The organism is Bradyrhizobium sp. BRP56 (assembly GCF_020194035.1).
Taxonomy (GTDB): Bacteria; Pseudomonadota; Alphaproteobacteria; order Rhizobiales; family Xanthobacteraceae; genus Bradyrhizobium; species Bradyrhizobium australafricanum.
In genome coordinates, this window is sequence record NZ_JADYVV010000064.1 from 1 (window position 1) to 13,942 (window position 13,942).

The window sequence follows — 13,942 nt, forward strand, 5'->3', positions numbered from 1 at the left end:
AGGCAAAACCGCGCGCCAACAGAACCCGCATTCAAAGGGATCGCTCGCCTTCGCCGCATGGGTCATCGCTCGTCTTGGCGGCTGGACCGGTTACTATGACAAACCCGGCCCAAAAACCATGCGCCGGCGCCTCGACGACTTCCAGCGCATCAAATACGGCTCGACCCTGAGACTCCAAAATGTGTGAATCGGAGAGCCGCCTGCGGGGAGAGGTCGCATCGCATCGAAGATGCGATGCGGGTGAGGGGGAGTCTCCGCGGGCGCAGCTAATGCAGCGGTGCGCGGAAGCAGCCCCTCACCCCCGCCCTCTCCCCGCAAGGGCGGGGCGAGGGAGCCACCGCCGGAGCGGCTAGGCTTTCGCTCTCTCCGCCATGAATGCGCGCCAGCCGCCATAGGCGGAAATGTCCTTCGCGCCGTTGATCGCGGCGGGCTCGACGATGAAGCCCTTGGCCTGCCGTCCGTCGGCGAGCCTGATCGTGCCGATCGACAGCGGCGGCGGGATCGCGGCGACGAATGTTCCGAATGCTGCCGGTGACATCGCCCACAGCTCGAGCTTGATCGCATGGCCCGCGCCGGCCTCGATGCGCAGCATGCCGGGCTTGGGCGGCGTGGTGTCGAGTGCGTAGAGCTTGTAATCCGGCCCGGTGACCGCCTCTTCCAGCAGGCGCGCATCGAGCGTCGTCAACTCGTGGTTCAGTGCCATGCCGGAGAGATGTGCGCCGACCACCGCGATGGTGATGTCGTCGGAGCCGGCCTGCGTCGGTATGGCGGTGAGCGGCGGCTGCGGAAGTGAATTGGCGCCGAGCGCCAGTCCGGTGTCGGCGTGAAACACGCGGCCGATGCCGGCAAGCTCGGCGTCGCGGCCGGCGGGGGCGAGCAGCGTGATGCCGAACGGCGCGCCGTCGGGCCGCATCGCTGCCGGCAGCGCCAGGCCGCACATATCGAGCAGGTTGACGAAATTGGTGTAGGTACCGAGCCGCGAGTTCAGCTCGATCGGATTGGCGAGCACGTCAGCGGTGGAATAGACGGTCGGAGCGGTCGGCAGCACGATCGCATCAAGCGATGCGAGGCTGCGCTCGGCGACGCGGCGCTGCGCCTCGAGGCGGTACAGCGCCGAGAAGGTGTCCGCAGCGGTGGGGCGCGATCCGCCGACGGTGATCTCGCGCGTCACCGGATGAACCGCCTCGGGCGACGACGCGAGCAGGTCGCGGATCACGAGATAGCGTTCCGCCACCCACGGGCCCTCATAAAGCAGCCGCGCGGTCTCGTAGAACGGTGCGAGGTCGAACGCGACGAGATCGGCGCCAAGCGCCTGCCAGCGCTTGCACGCCTCGCCATAGGCCTTCTCGGCCTCGTGATCGCCGAAGAATTTCAGCTGGCCGCTTTGGGGAATGCCGAGCTTCAGCTTGGCCGGAAAGCTCGCCAGCGGGGCCAGCGCCCGGTCGCGCGAATACGGATCGGACTGATCGGGCCCGGCCATCACGGCGAGCGCGGCCAGCGCGTCGTCGACGGTGAGCGAGAAGATCGAGACGCAGTCGAGCGTGCGGCAGGCCGGCACGACGCCGGTGGTCGAGATCAGCCCGAGGCTCGGCTTGAGCCCGACGATATTGTTGAGCATCGCCGGCACACGGCCGCTGCCCGCGGTGTCGGTGCCAAGCGCAAGCGGCACGAGGCCCGCTGAGACCGCGATCGCGGAGCCCGAGCTCGATCCGCCCGGCACCAGATCGCCACGCACCGGGTTCCTGGGAATGCCGTAGGGCGAGCGCACGCCGACCAGGCCGGTGGCGAACTGGTCGAGATTGGTCTTGCCGATGATGATGGCGCCGGCCGCGCGCAGTTTCGCGACCGCTGCGGCATCCTTCACCGGCGTGTAAGCGAACGCCGGGCAGGCGGCGGTGGTCGGCAGGCCCGCGACATCGATATTATCCTTTACCGCGACCGGCACGCCGTAAAGCGGCAACGTCGGATCGGCGAGCCGCGCGGCCTCGGCAAGCGCATCCTTCTCGTCGCGCAGGCTGATGAAGATGGCGGGGTCATTGTGCTCGCGGATGCGCTGGTAGCTGCGCGCCACGGTTTGGGCCGGCGTCATGGTCCCGGCGCGGTGCGCGGCGACGATCGCGGCGACAGTTTCAGTCACGTGCTTGGCCTCATCTCGTGAGCGGGAGGCGTCGGACGCCATCCGCAAGGGAATTGTAGCCTGATCGAAGCAAGCAATGTGCCATTGTGTACAATTCGCCCGCGTCCGTCGCGCGGCAGATTATTGCACAATATCAGTTGCTTGAAACGCTCGTCGGGAATGGGCTCGGGCCGGCTTGAGAGAGTATCTGCCCAATTTGTAGGCAGGTCTGGTCAAGCCGAAATCTCGTCGCGAGGTCAGGTGAAACAGGCGAGGATCTGCAGGAGCTGTTTGCGATTTTCCTTGCCGATCTTCTCGGCGACATGCCGCTCATGCTCGGCGGCGAGCCGCTTGAACTGCGCCAGCGCGGTCTTGCCGCGCGCCGTCAGATGCAGCGCATGGGAGCGGCGGTCGGTGGCGGAGGGGGCGCGGCTGACGAAAGCGCGGTCTTCCAGGCTGTCGAGCAGATGCACCAGCCGCGCGCGCTCGATCCCGAGCCGCTTTGCCACCGCCATCTGGCTGAGGCCCGGATTGGCCCCGATCACGGTCATCACCGAATACTGGGTTGGGCGGATATCGACCGTCGCCAGCGTCTTGATGAAATCCTGAAAGATCCAGAGCTGGAAGCGCCGCACCGCATAGCCGGCGTGACCGACCAGCGCGTCGAGGCCGATGTCGTCGCCGGCGTCGCCGTTGGGCGCGCCGCCATTTGCTCCATGCGACCGGGGGTGGCGGATTGCCGCTGCCGTTCCTGCCGCCTTGCGCGATGTCTTTTGCTGGTTCGCCATGAGCTCAGGCTAGCGCGCCCAAGGCGAGAGGGAAAGATTGTTGTTGACGACAACAATTGATGTCCGCAACATTATCACCAAAGAGCCCGGCCGGGACCGCGGCGCCGCACCATGTTGCAGCGCGATCCCGATAAGACACGGGTGACAAGACTTGGGTGACAAGACTTGGGCGAGGAGGAAACTATGACGATGGCCGCCGCCGGCGGAGACAATCCGAGCAGCCTGTTCGCGACGCCCGCGATCGTTGCGGTCAGCCGCGACGACGGCAGCATCCTGGTTCGCTCCACCACGCCGCTGAAGCAAGGCGCCCGCTGCGTCGGCGACTGGCTGGAGCATTGGACGCGGCAGGCGCCGGATCGCAGCTTTCTCGGCGAGCGCGCCAATGCCGATGCGCCCTGGAGCACCGTCAGCTATCACGACGCGCTCGGCGTCGTGCGGCGGGCTGCATCGTGGGTCCTCGCGCAAGGACTGAGCACGGAACGTCCGCTCGTCATCCTCTCCGACAACGGCATCGATCACGCGTTGTTTGCGCTCGCCGCGCAGCATGTCGGGGTGCCCTCGGCCGCGATCTCGCCGGCCTATTCCTTGATGTCGAAAGACTTCGACAAGCTGAAGAGCATGATCGAGCTGCTCGACCCCGGCGCGATCTATGTCGCGAGCACAAAGCCGTTCGCGGCGGCGCTTGCCGCAATCAAGTCGCTGCATCGCGCAACCATCGTCAGCGGCAATCCCTACGATGCCGACGCATTGCCGTTCCGCACCGTCGCTGCCACGCCGGAAGCGCCCGGGGTCGCCAAGGCGTTCGCGGCGGTGACGGCGGACACGATCGCAAAATTCCTGTTCACCTCGGGTTCGACGGGGACGCCGAAGGCCGTGATCAACACCCAGCGCATGCTGACCTCGAGCCAGCAGGCCAAGGCGCAGACCTGGACGTTCCTGGAGCAAGCGGGCGAGGAGCTGGTGATCCTGGACTGGCTGCCCTGGAGCCACACCTTCGGCGCCAACCACAATTTCAATCTGGTGCTGCGCAACGGCGGCACGCTCTATATCGACGGCGGCAAGCCGGCGCCCGGGCTGTTCGCGACCTCGCTGGCCAACTTGCGCAGCGTGGTGCCGACGGTCTATTTCAACGTGCCGCGCGGCTTCGACATGCTGATCGCGGCGCTGCGCACCGACGACGAACTGCGCAGAAAATTCTTCGAGGGCACCAAATTCGCCTTCTATGCCGGCGCGGCGCTGCCGCAGAATCTGTGGGACGCGCTGGAGGACTTGTCGCTGCGGACGGTCGGCCGCCGGCTGCCGATGGTGTCGGCGTGGGGTTCGACCGAGACCTCGCCGCTGGCGACCGATTGCCACTTCCTGGCAAAGCGCTCCGGCAATATCGGCGTGCCGATCCCCGGCACCGAGCTCAAGCTGGTGCCGTCGGGCGACAAGCTCGAGGTCCGCGTGCGCGGGCCCAACGTCACGCCGGGCTACTGGAAGGCGCCCGAGCTGACCGCTGAGGCCTTCGATGCCGAGGGCTTCTACAAGATCGGCGACGCCGTCACCTTCGCCGATCCCGCACGGCCTGATCTCGGCCTGTTCTTCGACGGCCGCGTGGCGGAGGATTTCAAGCTCAATTCCGGTACCTGGGTCAGCGTCGGCACCTTGCGCGTCGCCGGCATCGCGGCGCTGGCGCCGCTCGCGCAGGACATCGTCGTCACCGGCCACGGCCGCGACGAGGTGCGCTTCCTGGTGTTTCCGAACCTCGCCGCCTGCTGTTCGCTGGCAGGGCTGCCCGAGAGCGCCGATGCGCGGGAGGTGATCGGCCATCCGGCGGTCCGTTCCGCGATCGGGCAGGGGCTGGCACGGCTCAAGGCGCAAGGCGGCCATTCCTCCGGCCATGCCACGCGTGCGCTGCTGCTGGCCGAGCCCGCCTCGGTCGACGGCGGGGAGATCACTGACAAGGGCTACATCAACCAGCGCGCCGTGCTGACCCGCCGCGCCGCAGCAGTGGCGGTATTGGAGGACGACGGGTCGGGTCAGGCGATCGCCTGCGCGGGCGTGTGAGGCGATTTGTGCCTCTGACGCGCCAGCGGCGCGCCGCGTAGACTGCCGTCGTCCCTGCCTAGTGCGCAAATTGCGCGGAAGCAGGGACCCATACTCCGCGGCCGATATTGTGAACAAAGTTCGTCGTTCCGCCGACATGCGATAATCAGCATTTGTGGTTATGGGTCCGGCTCGGAGGCCGGGACGACACCGCGTTTGTGGCACGGATCATCCAGGTTTCAGCCGTCCAACCCGCCAGGTCCCCGCTGCTTCCACTTGCCGCGCTGCACGCGGCTGCCTTTTTAGTTGCCAGAGCAACTAAGCTGTGCGAGTTTCCGCACCCATAGGGACAGGGCCGGTCAACGGCCACGCGTTTGGGAGGAGAATGTTGCGCAGCACGGCGCGAACGGCACGCATGGAAGATCGGGCGAAGACCGTGGGGGCGCAGCGCGCCGCCCATGGCACGGCTGCGCCGTCAGGTCGTGCTTTGCCCGGTCACGGCGCCGAGATTCTCGTGCAGCCGGCGCAGCAGCTCGATCAGCACCTCGCGCTCGTCCTTCTTCAGGCAGGCCAGCAGCCGCCGCTCGCGCTCCAGCGCCGCGACGATGACCTTGTCGTGGACGGCGCGGCCGCGCGCGGTCAGCGTGATCGAATGGGTGCGGCCGTCGTCCGGCGCGGTGCGGATGGTCAGCAGGCCGCGCTTCTGCAATGCCGCGAGGTTGCGGCTGACCGGCCCCTTGTCGAAGCCGATCACCTGGCAGATCCGGGAGGCGGGAATCCCCGGCTCGATCGCCAGTTGCGAGATGATCCGCCACTCGGTGACGTTGACGCCGAAATTCTTCTGGTAAAACGCGGTGGCGCTGTTCGACAGCTTGTTGCCGATGAAGGTGATGAACGCCGGCACATAGCGATCAAGGTCCAGCAGCGGGCCGTCGCTGGCGTCGGCGGGATCGGCCGGTCTCGGCCGGCGGGGCTTTCGGGGGAGGGGCTGGCTGCTCATCTCTCAAATCATCGCTGCGAAACTGTCCGGGAGCAATAGATATGCGGCCCGTGTTGACAAGATCAAACCTCGGGAGGTCCCGATGACTGCAACAGAAGCTGCGTCCGTCCCGCATCTCGACGTCGATCCGTTCGCGCTCGAGTTTTTCGCCGATCCATTCCCGACCCATGAGCGGCTGCGCGAGGCCGGGCCGGTGGTCTATCTCGACAAGTGGAATGTCTATGGCGTGGCGCGCTACGCCGAGGTCCATGCGGTGCTGAACGATCCCGCGACCTTCTGCTCCAGCCGCGGCGTCGGCCTCAGCGACTTTTCCAAGGAGAAGCCGTGGCGGCCGGCGAGCCTGATCCTGGAGGCCGACCCGCCCGCCCATACCCGGACCCGCGCCGTGCTGAGCACGGTGTTGTCGGCGACCGTGATGAAGCAGCTTCGCGGGCAGTTTGCCGCCGCCGCGGAGGTCCGCCTCGATGCGCTGCTGGAGAAGCGCAGGTTCGACGCGATCGCGGACCTTGCGGAAGCCTATCCGTTGTCGATCTTCCCGGATGCGCTCGGCCTGAGGCCGGAGGGCCGCGAGCATCTGCTGCCCTACGCCAGTCTGGTGTTCAATGCCTTCGGCCCGCCGAACGAGCTCCGCAAGGAGGCGATCGAGCGCTCGGCGCCGCATCAGGCCTATGTTGCCGAGCAATGCCAGCGCGACAATCTCAACCCGGGCGGCATCGGCGCCTGCATTCACGCCCATGTCGATACCGGCGCCATTACCGCGACCGAAGCGCCGCTGCTGGTGCGCTCGTTGCTGTCGGCCGGTCTCGACACGACCGTCAACGGCATCGGCGCCGCCGTCTACTGCCTCGCCCGCTTCCCCGAACAGTTCCAGAGGTTGCGCGGCGATCCGACGCTGGCGCGCAACGCCTTCGAGGAAGCCGTGCGGTTCGAAAGTCCGGTCCAGACCTTCTTCCGCACCACGACCCGCGACGTCGAGCTCAGTGGAGCCAGCATTCCTGAAGGCGAGAAGGTGCTGATGTTCCTGGCCGCGGCCAATCGTGATCCGCGCCGCTGGGAGCAGCCCGACAGCTACGACATCACCCGTCGTACGTCGGGCCACGTCGGCTACGGTTCGGGCATCCATATGTGTGTCGGCCAGCTCGTCGCCCGTCTCGAAGGCGAGGTGATGCTGGCGGCGCTGGCGCGTCGTGTCGCCAGGATCGACATCAGCGGCGAGCCGAAGCGCCTTTTCAACAACACGCTGCGCGGGCTCAGCAGCCTGCCGGTCGAGATCACGCCGGCCTGACGAGACGCTCAAGACCAGCAAAAGGTCGATTGAGGAAACATGGGAGGGGAGACGATGAGGGGCTTCGGGGTTGGGCGATCTACGATTGGACTTGCGCTGGCATTGGCCTGCGCCGCGGGCAGCGCACGCGCGGAGATTTCCGGCGACGTGGTCCGCGTCGGCGTGCTCAACGACATTTCCGGCATCTTCCAGGACACCAACGGCATGGGTTCGGTGGAAGCCGCGCGCATGGCCGCGGAAGATTTTGGCGGCGGCGGCAAGGGTATCAAGGTCGAGATCGTCTATGCCGATCACCAGAACAAGGCCGACGTGGGCTCTGCGATCGCGCGCAAATGGCTCGATGTCGAAGGCGTAGATGCCATCGTCGACGTGCCGAACTCGGCGGTCGGGCTCGCCATCAACACCATCCTGCGCGACTCAAGGATGACGTTCCTGGCGTCGTCGACCGCGAGCTCCGATCTCACCGGCAAGGCCTGCTCGCCGAACACCATTCAATGGGTCAACGACGCCTGGGCCACCGGCAACACCACCGCGGCCGCGATGATGCAGCGTGGCGGCAAGGATTGGTATTTCGTGACGGTCGATTATGCGCTCGGCAAAGGCATTGAGGCTGAAGCGACCAACTACATCGAGAAGCACGGTGGCAAGGTTTTGGGCTCGAGCAAGCATCCGCTCGGCACGTCGGACTTCGCGTCGTTCCTGCTGCAGGCGCAGAGCTCGAAAGCAAAAGTGATCGGGCTCGCCAATGCCGGCGGCGACACCATCAATGCGGTGAAGCAGGCGGCCGAGTTCGGTATCCAGCAGGGCGGCCAGACCATGGTGGCGTTCCTGCTGTTCGTGAACGACATCCACGGCATGGGCTTGAAAGTGGCGCAGGGCCTGCAGCTGCTGGAAGCCTTCTACTGGGACATGAACGACGACACCCGCGCGTTCGCAAAACGCTTTGCCGCGCGTCCCGGCATGAACGGCAAGATGCCGAGCGGCAACCAGGCCGGCGTCTACGCCTCGACGCTCGCCTACCTCAACGCGGTTGCCGCCACCGGCAGCGACGACGCCAAGGCGGTGGTGCCGCAGATGAAGACCTTCAAGGGCAAGGACAAGCTGTTCGGCGACACCACGATCCGCCAGGACGGCCGCGTCGTCCACCCGATGTATCTGTTCGAGGTGAAGAAGCCGGAAGAGTCGAAGTACCCCTACGACTATTACAAGCTGATCGCGACCATCTCGGCCGACCAGGCGTTCCGCCCGCTGGCCGATGGCGGCTGCTCGCTGGTGAAGTGAGCTCTTCGCCGCGAATGCTGCTGCACTCCCTCTCCCCTTGTGGGAGAGGGCTGGGGTGAGGGGTATCTCTCCACACGGCGTACCGCTTGGAGAGACCGCAACCCCTCACCCGGATCGCATTGCGCTCTGCTTCATGCGATCCGGCCTCTCCCACAAGGGGAGAGGCAGACCGAATTTGTTGCGCGAGAATCGATCCTCGCTACGCCGCCTTCGAGCCCGCCACCTTCACCCGCCCCAGCATCTCGGCCGCCGTCATCACATGCGCGGTTGAGAATGCGAGGATCGTCAGCGTGGCGCGGTGTACTTCGTCGGCGGACAGCGCGCCCTGGCCGACATCGGGATAGTCGAACGTGCCGGTCGCGTCCGACAGGAAGACCACTTTGTAATTGTGGAACATGGCGTCGCGCGCGGTGGCGTGGCAGCAGTTCTCGGTGGTGGTCCCCGAGATGATCACCGTGGTGATGCCCCATTCGCGCAGGATGAGATCGAGATCGGTGGCGAAGAACGCGCTGTAGCGGTGCTTCTTGATGACGTGCTCGCCGGGGGCGGGCGCGAGGTCGTTGAAGATCTCGACGCCCTCGGTGCCGTCGACCAGCGACGACCGGTCGGCGATCGGCGAATAGAGATCGTCATAGAGCCCCATGTCGCTGCCGTCGCGGCGATGCACATGCGCGGTGTAGACGACGCGGATGCCCTTGTCGCGGCAGGCCTTCAGGGTCTGCGCCAGCCGCGGCACCATGGCGGCGGCCTGCGCCGAACGCAGCTTGGCGCCCTCGGCCACGAAATCGTTCTGCATGTCGACGACTATCATGACGGTGCGGGCGGGATCGATGATTTCGCATTGGTAGCCCATGTGGTGTCTCCTCCTGGTGAGAGACAATTTCTACGCCGGTTCCCGCGATCGTTCTTGGCTGCGCCGGCCAGCCGCTGGTCTCTGCTTGCCAGAAGGGAGGGCTGGACGCAGAATATCCCGCTGCCGGGTTGGGCGGGAGCAAGGTCCGATGCAGACCCCAGATCACACAGTCGTCGCGCAAACACTTGTTGCGCCGGGTGACAGTTTCGACCGCTGGCATCACGTCACCTGCCGCGAATTCTCGCTGACCGAATGCCGCCGCGTCGCCGACGAGGCGTTCCAGGCGTCGATCTCGATTCGCCATCTCGGCCCGCTTGCCATCAACGACATCTGGTCGTCGACGCCGGCCGCCGACCGCATCCGGGTGATGCGCAGCGCGAGCGACGTCCGCAGGGATCCGCGCGACTATTTCATGCTGTGGCTCACGCTGCGCGGCGAGGTCAGCTTCGCCCAGGGCGGCCGCGACGTGCGCATGCGCCGGGGCGATCTGATGCTGCATGACCAGGCGCAGCCGTTCACGCTCGAATTCGCCCCGAGCGCACGCGCGATCATGGTGTCGATCCCGCGCCCGCTGCTGCTCGCGCGCCTGCCGGATGCGCAGCGCCTGACGGCGCGGCGGGTCGGCAACGCGTCGAAAGTGGGAGCGCTGGCGGGATCGCTGATCCGCAGGCTGACGCGGCTCGATGACGCGGCCGGACCTGCGGCGATACGGCTTGGCGCGGCGGCGCTCGATATTTTCGCAACCACGCTGCAGACCGAGCTGACGGACGAAGGGCCCCAGCGCGGCGACGAAAGGCTGGCGCGGGTCAAGGCTTACATGCTGGCCAATCTCGACGATCCCGGGCTCGATCTCGATGCGATCGCCACGGCGCAGAACATGGCGCCGCGCACGCTCAATCGCCTGTTCGCGCGCGAAGGCACGACGCCGATCCGCTGGCTGTGGCAGCAGCGCCTCGCCGGCGCCTATCAGGCGCTGGCCGAACGGCGCTTCAGCCATGTCACCGATGTCGCGCTGAGCTTCGGCTTCAGCGACGTCTCGCATTTCAGCCGCGCCTTCAAGGCCGCCTTCGGCCGCTCGCCGCATCAGGTGATGGGGTGAGGGGCTGCGGTTTGTTGCGTCGTGCACCGGCCCCCAATCCGTCACCCTGAGGAGCGCGGAACGCGCGTCTCGAAGGGCGACGGCCCGGCTGGTGGCCGTGCATCCTTCGAGACGCGCTACGCGCTCCTCAGGATGACGGAACGGCGATTGTGCACGGATCGCCGAGGCCGATCCCCTACTGCGCGACCTTGCTGCTGCCTTGTGTGATCAGCCGTGCGGCGCGCTGGTCGCGGGTGTGGATCCAGAGCCAGTTCATCGCCACCGCAATCCGATGGCGCACGCCGATCAGGAAGTAGATGTGGGCGAGGCCCCAGATCCACCATGCCAGCGAACCGCGCAGCTTGAGCCAGCCGAAATCGATCACCGCCTTCTTCTTGCCGATCTGCGCGAGGCTGCCGGCATGCTTGTAGCGGAACGGGGGTAGCGTCTTGCCGTCGAGCCGGGCCTTGATCAGTGCGGCGACATAGCGCCCCTCCTGCTTGGCGGCCGGCGCGATGCCGGGCACCGGATTGCCGTCGGGGTCCTTGATCGTGACGGTGTCGCCGACGGCGAAGACATCGGGATGGCCCGGCACGGTCAGATCCGGCTCGACCTGCAGCCGATGGGCGCGATCGGCCGGCGCGTTCAGCCATTCGGCGGCGCGCGAGGCGCGCACGCCGGCGGCCCAGACGATGGTGCGCGCCTCCAGCCTCTTGCCGCCGAACACCACGCCGTCGGCCGAGCATTCGGTGACCGGCTCGCCCAGCATCACCTCGACGCCGAGTTTTTCCAGCGACGCCTGCGCGTAGGCCGAGAGATCGTCGGGAAATCCTGCCAGCACGCGCGGGCCGGCCTCGATCAGCACCACGCGCGCCTTGCGCGTGTCGATGTGACGGAAGTCTTGCGGCAGCGTGTCCTTGGCGAGGTCGGCGATGGTGCCGGCCATCTCGACGCCGGTCGGCCCGGCGCCGATGATGACGAAGGTCAGCAGCGCAGCGCGCTTGTCCGGATCGGTCTCGCGCTCTGCGCGCTCGAAGGCGACCAGGATGCGCCGCCGCAGCGTCGTGGCGTCCTCCAGCGTCTTCAGGCCGGGCGCGAACGGCTCCCATTCGTCGTGGCCGAAATAGGCGTGGCGGGCGCCGGTGGCGAGGACCAGCGTGTCGTAGGGAATGCTGCCGCCGTCGTCGAGCTGGACGCATTTCGCCGCGGCGTCGACGCCGCAGACATTGGCGAACAGCGTCGTCACCTCGGGCCGGTCGCGCAGGAGATAGCGGATCGGCCAGGCGATCTCGCTGGTGGCAAGCGAAGCGGTCGCGACCTGGTAGAGCAGCGGCTGGAACAGATGGTGGTTGCGGCGGTCGATCAGCGTGATCTCGACCGGCGCCCCTCTGAGACCGAAAGCGGCTTCCAGGCCGCCGAAGCCGGCGCCGACGATCACCACGCGATGAGGTTTGGCCGGCGCTTGCGTCATCTGATGTCGCTCTCGGTTTCGAACGGCTTCGTCGTTTGATTATGTATTCATTCGCAGCCCCATTCCAACACGAAATGCCCGACCGCCCGATAGCAAAACCCAATCGCTGCAAGCCTCACGCATCCTGCGGCGCGGCCGCGGCGACCGCCCGCCGCCGCATCGGCAGGAACAGTCCCGCGACCGCGCCGGCGAATGACAGCGTTGCGGCAAGGCTCATCGCCGACGCGAATCCGTTGGCGAAATGACCGGATGAATCGGCCGCACCGTTGGCGGAGAAGCTCGCCACCAGCGCCGCGATGCCGAACATGCCGCCGAGGAAGCGGCCCATGTTGAAGACGCCCGACGCTTTGCCCATCTCGCTGACGGCGACCGCGCCCAGCACCGCGTTCTGCGCGGCCGGCATCGCCATCGACACGCCGACGCCGGCGAGCACCAGCGGCGCGACCAGCGCCGAATAGGGCACTGCGGGGCTCACGATCTCGCTGATCCAGCCGAGCCCGATCGCCTGCATCAGGAGGCCGGTGACGACCAGCGTGCGCTCGCCGAACCGGTTGACAGCGGCGCCCGCGATCGGAGCGGTGACGAACAGCGTCGCCGTCCACGGCAGCAAGCGAAGCCCGGCACCGAAGGCGTCGAAGCCGAGCGCGATCTGCAGGAACTGCGGCAGCAGGAACAGCACGCCATACATCGCGGCGTAGAACAGCACGCTTGCGGCCATGCCCGATGCAAACGGCCGTGCCGCGAACAGCCGCATCGGCACCATCGGGCTTGTGGCACGCAGCTCCCACAGCACGAACAGCGCCGCCAGCGCGACGCCGGCGATCAGCGCGCCCGTCACTTCCGCGCTGGCCCAGCCGACGCCGTTGCCGCGCAGCAGGCCCCAGACCAGCGCCAGCGCCGCGAGCGCGACCAGCGTGAGTCCGGCGATGTCGAGCGGCGCTGGCGGCCCGAAGCTTTCGCGCAGGCGGGCGATCACGAGGGCGATCGCGATCAGGCCGATCGGCAAATTGATCCAGAAGATCCAGCGCCAGCCGAGATGTTCGGTGATGAAGCCGCCGATCGCGGGACCGATGATCAGCGCGCATCCGGTGATGCCGCTGAAAATGCCGAGCGCGCGGGCGCGCTCCTCCCGGCCGAACGCGCCGCTCAGGATCGCCATCGCCAGCGGCATCACCAGCGCCGCGCCCGCGCCCTGCAGGGCGCGCGCGGCGATCAGGGCCGCGGCGTTGCCGGCCAGCGCGCAGGCCGCCGACGCCACGACGAACAGGCCGATCCCGGCCGCGAACATCCTGCGCCGCCCGAACCGGTCGCCGAGCGCCGCGCCGGTCAGGAGCAGCACCGCGAAGGTCAGGTTGAAGGCGTTGACGGTCCACTGCAGCGTCTCCACGGCGCTTCCGAAATCGGCGCGGATGGTGGCGAAGGCCGTGGTCATGATCATGGCGTCGAGCGCCATCATGAAGGATGCCAGCGCGGTGAGGCCGAGCACCCAGCGCTGTTCGGCGCGCTCTCGAGGGGTCTGCATGGTCGTTCTCCGTTGCCGCGCCGCGAGATTGCGGCGCGCTTCGCCGGCAAGGACGAACCGGAACGGGCAAAGGATGCGGCCGAAGTTTATTTTTGCCGGACCGCATCCTTTGGCGGTTCGCGAACGTCCTTGGGTCTGAGGCGGCCGGTTCAGGCCGCAGAACCAGGCCAAGGAGGCTGCGATGAGACGGACCCTGATCAGGTACAAGGCGAAGCCGGAGATGGCGGAGAAGAATGCCGCGCTGGTGTCGGCCGTGTTCGCCGAGCTGAAGGCGGCCAGGCCCGACGGCGTGCGCTATCTGACCCTGCGGCTGGAGGACGATACCTTCATCCACATGGTCGAGACCACGGCCGAGGACGGTTCGAGCCCGATCCCGAAACTGGCCGCGTTCCAGGCCTTCCAGGACGGCATCCGCGATCGTTGCGCCGAGCCGCCGCTGGTTCGCAGTGCGGTGATTGTCGGGAATTATCGTATGCTGGATGAGCCGTGAACCGGCGGGCAGTGCACCGATCTGGCGGAG

Annotated in this window: 11 protein-coding genes and 1 pseudogene; 6 read left to right on the top strand and 6 right to left on the bottom strand. The window is 67.0% G+C overall.

Features of this window, described 5'->3' with window-relative positions:
• Nucleotides 1-187: pseudogene (locus I6F38_RS33360) on the top strand (transposase); the annotation flags it as partial.
• 162 nt (nt 188-349) lie between these two features.
• On the opposite strand, the gene atzF reads toward I6F38_RS33360, so the two are convergent.
• Together atzF and I6F38_RS33370 are read right to left on the bottom strand one after the other, a co-directional pair.
• Nucleotides 350-2,179: an allophanate hydrolase gene (gene atzF / locus I6F38_RS33365; RefSeq protein ID WP_225163390.1), complete on the bottom strand. Its 1,830-nt coding sequence runs from the start codon at nt 2,177-2,179 to the stop codon at nt 350-352.
• Nucleotides 2,180-2,373: 194 nt separating this feature from the next.
• Complete coding sequence (locus tag I6F38_RS33370) at nt 2,374-2,904, bottom strand: MarR family winged helix-turn-helix transcriptional regulator (protein ID WP_225163391.1); 531 nt, start codon at nt 2,902-2,904, stop codon at nt 2,374-2,376.
• A gap of 189 nt (nt 2,905-3,093) precedes the next feature.
• Between I6F38_RS33370 and I6F38_RS33375 the strand changes: the two genes are divergently transcribed.
• A complete protein-coding gene (locus tag I6F38_RS33375; protein ID WP_225163422.1) occupies nt 3,094-4,953 on the top strand; it encodes a feruloyl-CoA synthase in 1,860 nt (619 codons plus the stop codon).
• Between the two features lie 454 nt (nt 4,954-5,407).
• On the opposite strand, the gene I6F38_RS33380 is transcribed toward I6F38_RS33375, so the two are convergent.
• The gene (locus I6F38_RS33380; RefSeq protein ID WP_076831045.1) at nt 5,408-5,932 is read right to left on the bottom strand and encodes a MarR family winged helix-turn-helix transcriptional regulator; all 525 of its coding nucleotides are present in this window, start codon (nt 5,930-5,932) and stop codon (nt 5,408-5,410) included.
• Nucleotides 5,933-6,014: 82 nt separating this feature from the next.
• On the opposite strand from I6F38_RS33380, the gene I6F38_RS33385 reads away from it, so the two are divergent.
• Together I6F38_RS33385 and I6F38_RS33390 are read left to right on the top strand one after the other, a co-directional pair.
• Nucleotides 6,015-7,217 carry a cytochrome P450 gene (locus I6F38_RS33385; RefSeq protein ID WP_225163392.1) on the top strand — a complete coding sequence of 401 codons (1,203 nt, stop codon included), beginning with the start codon at nt 6,015-6,017 and terminating at the stop codon, nt 7,215-7,217.
• A gap of 54 nt (nt 7,218-7,271) precedes the next feature.
• On the top strand, nt 7,272-8,498 hold the full coding sequence (locus I6F38_RS33390) for an ABC transporter substrate-binding protein (RefSeq protein WP_225163393.1): 1,227 nt from the start codon (nt 7,272-7,274) through the stop codon (nt 8,496-8,498).
• Nucleotides 8,499-8,697: 199 nt separating this feature from the next.
• Here the strand turns inward: I6F38_RS33390 and I6F38_RS33395 are convergent, their stop codons facing one another.
• Nucleotides 8,698-9,351 carry an isochorismatase family cysteine hydrolase gene (locus I6F38_RS33395; RefSeq protein WP_225163394.1) on the bottom strand — a complete coding sequence of 218 codons (654 nt, stop codon included), beginning with the start codon at nt 9,349-9,351 and terminating at the stop codon, nt 8,698-8,700.
• A 148-nt stretch (nt 9,352-9,499) separates the two neighbouring features.
• Between I6F38_RS33395 and I6F38_RS33400 the strand changes: the two genes are divergently transcribed.
• Nucleotides 9,500-10,450, top strand: coding sequence for a helix-turn-helix domain-containing protein (locus tag I6F38_RS33400; RefSeq protein ID WP_225163395.1), 951 nt, complete (start codon nt 9,500-9,502; stop codon nt 10,448-10,450).
• A 175-nt stretch (nt 10,451-10,625) separates the two neighbouring features.
• On the opposite strand, the gene I6F38_RS33405 is transcribed toward I6F38_RS33400, so the two are convergent.
• Together I6F38_RS33405 and I6F38_RS33410 are read right to left on the bottom strand one after the other, a co-directional pair.
• Nucleotides 10,626-11,900 carry an NAD(P)/FAD-dependent oxidoreductase gene (locus I6F38_RS33405; protein WP_225163396.1) on the bottom strand — a complete coding sequence of 425 codons (1,275 nt, stop codon included), beginning with the start codon at nt 11,898-11,900 and terminating at the stop codon, nt 10,626-10,628.
• A gap of 115 nt (nt 11,901-12,015) precedes the next feature.
• On the bottom strand, nt 12,016-13,422 hold the full coding sequence (locus I6F38_RS33410; RefSeq protein ID WP_225163397.1) for a DHA2 family efflux MFS transporter permease subunit: 1,407 nt from the start codon (nt 13,420-13,422) through the stop codon (nt 12,016-12,018).
• 181 nt (nt 13,423-13,603) lie between these two features.
• On the opposite strand from I6F38_RS33410, the gene I6F38_RS33415 reads away from it, so the two are divergent.
• Nucleotides 13,604-13,912, top strand: coding sequence for a hypothetical protein (locus tag I6F38_RS33415; protein ID WP_057019474.1), 309 nt, complete (start codon nt 13,604-13,606; stop codon nt 13,910-13,912).
• Nucleotides 13,913-13,942: the final 30 nt, after the last annotated feature.